Below are 3,486 nucleotides of genomic sequence, written 5' to 3'. Positions count from 1 at the left end.
TCCACAGTTCCTTTGATCTCCTGGATGAGGTCATGCATCTGCTCACTCCATTTCTGGGGGTAGTTTTCCGTGATCCCTTTCAGTTCACGGAGAAGATGAGCATTACAGAGTGCATGACGGCTTTTATACCTGAAATACGGTGCCCAGAAGTCATGGACCATCGTTCCACGGAACTGCGGCAGGATCTGCAGGTCATCCATTGCCTGTGATCCTCGTTTTCGATGATGACCATATACAGTGAGGATCTCGTTACTCACAACATGGAGCCATTGGCGAATGCCGTTTACCCGCATTCCGGTCTCGTCAACAGGTAATACCTGCGCATCTGCCAGGAGTTCTCGTATCTTCTCTTCAACTCCTGCAAGGTTCTGGTAACACTCTGATACCGCCCTGGCCAGGGTCGCTTTACTCATGGATCTTCCGAATAGGTCGCTAAAGGTTTCACAGAGCCGGTCATAGGAAAGCAACTGGTAGATGCTGATATAAACCATGAGTGTTTTCAGGTTCTGACCATACTGCACGGGATACTTGACTTCTGGAGGAAAGTGTGCCCGGTTCTGTCGTCCGCAGCAAGGACAAGTCTTCTATTCTGCTCGGAGTTCTGTAACAAGGACTTACAACGGAGGGATATCATGGACCTGACGACGTTCCACTTTGGATGGGGTCACCTGTTCCAGGGAGGCCCCACGGTCTTCGCAAACTGAAACGGTACGAACCTTGATCTGATCGGGGGTCTCTACCCAGTCCAGGGTATGGCCTTTATGCCCCTTCTGCCCGCCAGGGGGCTGTTCTCCTTTCTTCCGCTGACTCTTGGGACGCTTGAATCCATTCATCGAGGGGGGCCGGCTGCTGTTCCGGCTGTGTTGATTCAGCTATGCTTCGAGCTCTGCGATAAGGGTTTTCAGTTGGGCGTTTATGATGCAGGATCTAGTTCTTTGGTATCGCGATTCTGCCGATTTTCAGTCACTAATTGTTATTAGGACGTCATAGTACTTGGATCTTGCGATTGACCCTGAACAGTTACAAATTTGGGTTGTTTATCGTAATTCTTGTGGTACGAATGCTATTCAAGCAAAAAATTTCCTCAACTCCTTCGCGACCAATTCGGGTTTGCCGGTCGGATTCTGCTCTGGGTCGTAGTTCCATGATGCGGAATGGTCGAGGTCGGGAAAGGTTACCCGCCTGACAGATGGCAGTACTTTTTCGACGGCATCAAGGTCAGTTTTAAGGTAAGCCGGACTCCTGCCGCCCCCAAGAAGAAGAACATCGGCTCTGACATCACGCCAATGTTCCAGTGTACCGTGCATCTCAGTCACTATACGGAAGTCATATTGGAGTGTGACGGTGAGCTCCCGGAGTGGGAGATATTCGCCCGCTGGTTGCTTGTCCTGGCTCACCAGTATTCTGTTCATAAAAAAAGTGAGCAGCCAGTCCGGCATAAACCAGGGTATTGGTCTGACCTCCACCGCTTTTCCGGCAGCGGTGAGTGCGGCTGCTATCCTGCCCCGGGTAACCTCCTTTTCATAGCGTTCCAATAAAGCAATTGGTAAGCCATCCACGAAAAATGGTGGCTCATAGGCAGCGACCTTATGGATCGAAGGTAAGATGGTAGAAGCTTGGAGTGATATAATGGCTCCCGAACTGAGCCCAAAGACAAAGTGAGCGTTCGTTTTCGAAAGTATAGCTTCCAGATCCTCAACATCTCTTTGGATGGTGTGATCCTTACGATATAGGCAAGGGCTCATACCGCGACCACGACGGTCGGGAACATAAACCGTGAAAGTTTCTGAAAGTGCCTTAGCGAGATCTGAGAAGTTTTGGGCTGATCCCATAGCGCCCTGCACCAATATCAAACCCGGGCCATGGCCCAGCTGACGATAACCGATGATGGTTCCATCTTTCGAAGTTACTGTACTGACTGAATAAGGTTTATCTGAGGTGTCAATGGATGAGACATTTTTGGTTATTGCCATACTGAATCCTCCTTCGGTTCTTGTCTGGCTTAACCTATCAAAAATTCAACGGCTCTTTTAGCAATTGAATGCTTTTGAATCAAAGACAGGTGGTTACAACCATCGTTCAATATGATGGTGATGGCCTGTGCTGCCGCCGGGCATTCTTTCTCAAGCGCTTCTTTAAATGCCAGTGCACATTGCGGGGACACATGAGTATCTGTAGCGCCAAACTCCAGATGCATGGCGGGTGCCCGGGAATACGCACTCCGGTTTGTCATGGGATTAAGAGTCTTATACAGCCATTCCCCGAGATGAGTAGGGATACCCTGGTCAATAATTTTTTTGGGATCCATTACATCAGTCATACCCGGACGTGTCCACTCAGGTGTTGATGCTATGGCGGCTACCCTGGTGATCCGTTGGTCTATCCCGGCAAGGGCAATGGCAATATCGCCTCCCATCGATACCCCGCCAGCTACAACATCACCACTGAGATTATACGTTGCGATTGCCCAGTCAATCACGCGATAGGTGTCAAGCGTTGTGATCCCAAGGACAGGCCACATGTTCGCACGGAATTCCTTAAAAACGCGGGTTCTCAGGCTTGAAGTTGTCGTACCCTTACGGTCACCGTGTTGCCACGGATCGAGGCTGATAGCAAAGTACCCGGATGCAGCAAGTTGCTGAAGTTCACGAATCCCGGTTTCTTTATTTCCACCCAGATAGGGAAGCCACACGGCGAGCGATCCATTGGCAACACTTTCATCTGGTCGGCAGAACGCAACCGGAACATCATCAACATTTACGAATTCCGGTTCCAGCCTTTTTTCTTTACTCGTTTTCCTTGTCATAGTTTTTTCATTTTGATTACCCATTCTGTTGTAGTCTTGTGTAAGAAGCAGCAGTTAAAATATCAGACGAGATCCTGTTGTTTTTTTGTAATGATAAAAATAATGTAACTGTTCAGCCTGTTCGGTGAGCGACAGAGGGGATGAATGGTTCTCCCTCGAAGACCTTGCGAAGAAACGCGAACACAGGCACCTCATTCTTTTTCACGGTTGAAATATATATCTCCTGACCCTGCAGAACCAATCAGCCCCTTCCTCACTCCTGAACGTACCAGGAATCTTCTGGTGCAGTTTCATCATCCATATATCCCGTTCAGCCAGGTTATTGGAGAACGGGATAGAGAACTCATACATGAACGAGAGGATCTCCCCCTCATATTTCTGGCAACGATGGAGTAGGTTTTTCGCTTTTTACTGCTTTTCGCGCCCACGTTTCAGATTTGTACCTGAAGCCTCATGTCCAGGATTTTCCTGCATGCCGGATACGATGATCTGGCGGTATCTCTCTTCGAACATTGAAACCTGATGAGGATCAAGAGAGGATGAATGCTCGCGAATCTCGTCCACAGTTCCTTTGATCTCCTGGATGAGGTCATGCATCTGCTCACTCCATTTCTGGGGGTAGTTTTCCGTGATCCCTTTCAGTTCACGGAGAAGATGAGCATTACAGAGTGCATGACGGC

The 3,486-nt window shown here is 49.0% G+C and carries 4 protein-coding genes and 1 pseudogene; all 5 read right to left on the bottom strand.

The features are described from left to right. On the bottom strand, positions 1–491 hold a 491-nt coding region (locus tag LUQ50_RS02920), incomplete at its 3' end, for a transposase (protein WP_300035920.1). Between the two features lie 123 nt (positions 492–614). Beyond that, positions 615–872, bottom strand: a complete 258-nt coding sequence (locus tag LUQ50_RS02915; protein WP_300035923.1) for a DUF6444 domain-containing protein — start codon at positions 870–872, stop codon at positions 615–617. 195 nt (positions 873–1,067) lie between these two features. Further along, positions 1,068–1,973, bottom strand: a complete 906-nt coding sequence (locus LUQ50_RS02910; RefSeq protein WP_300035917.1) for an alpha/beta hydrolase — start codon at positions 1,971–1,973, stop codon at positions 1,068–1,070. 29 nt (positions 1,974–2,002) lie between these two features. After that, positions 2,003–2,806: a hypothetical protein gene (locus tag LUQ50_RS02905; RefSeq protein WP_300035914.1), complete on the bottom strand. Its 804-nt coding sequence runs from the start codon at positions 2,804–2,806 to the stop codon at positions 2,003–2,005. Positions 2,807–3,007: 201 nt separating this feature from the next. Continuing rightward, a pseudogene (locus tag LUQ50_RS02900) lies at positions 3,008–3,439 on the bottom strand (transposase). Positions 3,440–3,486: the final 47 nt, after the last annotated feature.

Source organism: Methanospirillum sp. (genome assembly GCF_028679455.1).
Lineage (GTDB): Archaea > Halobacteriota > Methanomicrobia > Methanomicrobiales > Methanospirillaceae > Methanospirillum.
Note: the sequence above shows the minus strand (reverse complement) of the source record. Positions and strands in the feature narration are given on the sequence as shown.

What these genes read in the sequence shown, in the direction of transcription:
- LUQ50_RS02910 (WP_300035917.1), bottom strand. Translation starts at nt 1,973, where the DNA reads ATGGCAATAACCAAAAATGTCTCATCCATTGACACCTCAGATAAACCT.
- LUQ50_RS02905 (WP_300035914.1), bottom strand. Translation starts at nt 2,806, where the DNA reads ATGACAAGGAAAACGAGTAAAGAAAAAAGGCTGGAACCGGAATTCGTA.